This window comes from Actinomadura sp. GC306 (assembly GCF_004348665.1).
Lineage (GTDB): Bacteria > Actinomycetota > Actinomycetes > Streptosporangiales > Streptosporangiaceae > Spirillospora.
This window is the reverse complement of sequence record NZ_SMKM01000449.1, coordinates 1-2932: the sequence shown is the minus strand read 5'-3', so window position 1 is coordinate 2932 and position 2932 is coordinate 1. Positions and strand designations below refer to the sequence as shown.

At 66.6% G+C, this 2932-nt stretch carries 3 protein-coding genes and 1 pseudogene; 2 read left to right on the top strand and 2 right to left on the bottom strand.

Going from position 1 to position 2932, the window contains the following annotated elements; translation table 11 throughout:
- Positions 1-942: pseudogene (locus tag E1200_RS34210) on the top strand (hypothetical protein); the annotation flags it as partial.
- An 81-nt stretch (positions 943-1023) separates the two neighbouring features.
- Here the strand turns inward: E1200_RS34210 and E1200_RS32445 are convergent.
- Entirely contained in the window at positions 1024-1218 is a 195-nt protein-coding gene (locus E1200_RS32445) for a DUF397 domain-containing protein (RefSeq protein WP_131956374.1), read from the bottom strand.
- Positions 1215-2054 carry a helix-turn-helix transcriptional regulator gene (locus E1200_RS32440; protein WP_131956372.1) on the bottom strand — a complete coding sequence of 280 codons (840 nt, stop codon included), beginning with the start codon at positions 2052-2054 and terminating at the stop codon, positions 1215-1217. The genes E1200_RS32445 and E1200_RS32440 overlap by 4 nt, the downstream gene beginning before the upstream one ends.
- Positions 2055-2262: 208 nt before the next feature.
- Between E1200_RS32440 and E1200_RS32435 the strand changes: the two genes are divergently transcribed.
- On the top strand, positions 2263-2932 hold a 670-nt coding region (locus E1200_RS32435), incomplete at its 3' end, for a serine/threonine-protein kinase (protein WP_131956370.1).

Genomic DNA, 2932 nt, shown 5'->3' with positions numbered 1-2932 from the left:
TTCGACCGCAACACCCCCGTCGACCACCGCACCGACCTCTACGCCCTCGGCGGCGTGGCCTACCAACTCCTCACCGGCCACCGCCCCTTCACCGCCGACACCGTCCCCGAACTCCTCCACGCCGTCCTACTCACCCCCGCCCCCGCCGTCAGCGACACCCGTCCCGACGTCCCCAAAGAACTCAACGACCTGGTCGCCGAACTCCTCGCCAAAAAGCCGGACGACCGCCCCCAAGACGCCCGCACCGTCGCCACCCGCCTCCGCGCCATCGCTGCCCCGGAGGAACAGACCCATGAGGAGCCCAGACCGGCGGCGCCCGACCAGCCACCACAGACGCGAAGTCCGGAGTCCCCAGCCAAGATTTCCCGCGCGTACGGCGCTTTCGCCGTGGTCGTCACCGCGTTGCTCGTCGCCGCCCTCATGGTGGTGCTGCTCAACCCAGGCGGAGCCCTAGTCGACGAAGGTGCCCACGCCAAAGTGCCCACCTGCCCGGAGCTGCTTCCGGCCACCTTCTCGGACGCGGAGCCCGTCCGGCACCGGTCCGAGGACGACGACGTCGACTGCAGATGGGAACGCGAGATGGACGACGGATGGGAGTACCTCCGCGTCCAGGTGACCAAGGTGGGCCCCGAACTCTGGGTATCCGCCTCCGAGCACGCGAGGCAGACCCTGGCCGAAGGACGGGCGAAGGGCGGCTGGACCCACCGCAATCACACCGAGCAGCACCCCGGGCAGGACGCGTACTCCCACTACGACCGGTCGGGCGCGGTGGAGGAATACACGGTGGTCTTCCGCGACAGCAACATCATCGCCACCGTCCGCCTCGCCAGCACCCGGCAATTCGTCGACGCCGGCGAACTGCGCGCGGCGACCGTCGACATCGCCGCCGAGACCCACGACACGATCAAACACAGCCCCACCCCGACCAGCCGCCCCCGCTGACGCCGCACCGGCCATCGCGCAACGGGGCAACTGGACGCGCGTGGATCGCGTAAGTCCTCCTACGTCACTAATGCATTGCGGCTACTTCTCGCGCAGTCGGCTCATGAGGTCGCGCGCTCCCGTCACCGTAAGCCCAAGGCAAGGACCCTCCGGATCTTTCGAATCCCGGAACAGAACACGTCCAGATACGGCGGCAACCTCCACACACTCGCCACCGGTGGCGTCGCTGTGACTGCTCTTCCTCCAGAGCAGGACCGACCGATCTGAGGGGGTCATAGGTACCCTTCACGTGCTTGGCTCATGAACTCGATGGATTCAGCCTTACTGAGAGCCTCGCCCATCACCAACGTAAAATGTACCCCCGCCTCAAAGAGCACGTCCCGGCTCTCGATCAACTGGCTGATGCCTCCTGCCTCCACGTACATGAGATCGGCTTCCGTTGCAAAGTTGAGCAGGATGAAGCCGCCACCCAGCGCGAGCGGCGTGACCCGAGTGAAGGGCATGACCAGTACTTGAATGTTGGGCCGTTGAGCCATGCTGATGAGGTGGTCGATCTGATCGGCCATGACCTGGTCACCACCGACTGGCCGCCTGAGCACGGACTCATCGAGAACGAACATCGCCTCCGGGGCCTTGTCACGGCGGAGGATTTCCTGGCGTTCCATCCGTACGGCGACACGTGCTTCCAGGGTTTCGGCTGGTTCGCACTCGCCCATGAGTGCGTATGCGTAACTCTCGGTCTGGAGAAGCCCCGGGATAATCTGGGCGGCGAGGCACCGAATACCGATGGCCTTGCCCTCTTGTTCACGATAATCGTCGAAGCTCGGACGCAGCACACGACGGCGGCCGGCGCGGCGGACGGTCTGGTAGATGCGGTGGAAGTGGCCCTCGTCCTGGTCCCAGCCGTCGGTCTTGAAGTAGGTGTCCAGGTCGAGAGCCGTCTGCTCGGAGACGGTCTTGTCGGCTTTCTCCAGTTGGCATATCCACTGCGGGGTACAGCCGAGGGCCTTGGCCAGCTCGTTCTGGGAGAGCTTCGCGCGGTGACGCCTCCGGCGCAGCTCAAGGCCGAAGTGGACGCGAAGGGCATCGGGATCTCGCTGGTCGCCGGCCATGTCGGGGGCCTCCTGCACTCGATTGACGGGGGTCACGAGGGTGAACGTGCAGCTAACACCGGTCGTAGCTCAACGTAATCAAGCGACAGCAATCTGTCTTGCGAATTGAACGATTCTTGCAGGGGGCTGCGCTCGCCGTGAATCGGTGGACGGCCACGCAGGTTCCGGAGATCATTTCGGGGGATGATCGGGCGCCGGCGGGAGGCTCATGCGCGAGGGGCGAGTACTGGCGGGACGCTACCGGCTGGACGCGCTGCTCGGCCGCGGCGGCATGGGCGAAGTCTGGCGAGCGTCCGACCTGCGCCTGAACCGCACCGTCGCAATCAAGGTCCTGCCCTCGCACGGCGCCCCTGCCCAGGCCATAGCCCGGTTCCGCCGCGAAGCCGAGATCGCCGCCGGGCTCCAGCACCCCGGCATCGCCACCATCTTCGACATCGACACCGATGACGACAGCCTGTTCCTGGTCATGGAACTGCTGCGCGGCACCGATCTGGCCACGCTCACCGCAGAGCACCCCCGTGGCCTCCCCGTCGCCCGCGCGACCGCCATCCTCGCCCAGATCGCGGACGCGCTGGCCGAGGCCCACGCCAAAAGCGTCGTGCACCGCGACATCAAACCCGCCAACGTGATGCTCCTGGACGGCGACCGGGTCAAGATTCTGGACTTCGGCATCGCCCGCTACGCCGAGCAGACCACCGATCTCACCGGCAGCGCCATGATCGGCACCCCCGCCTTCATGGCCCCCGAGCAGTTCGACCGCAACACCCCCGTCGACCACCGCACCGACCTCTACGCCCTCGGTGGCGTGGCGTACCAACTCCTCACCGGCCGCCGCCCCTTCACCGCCAACACCGTCCCCGAACTCCTCCACGCCGTCC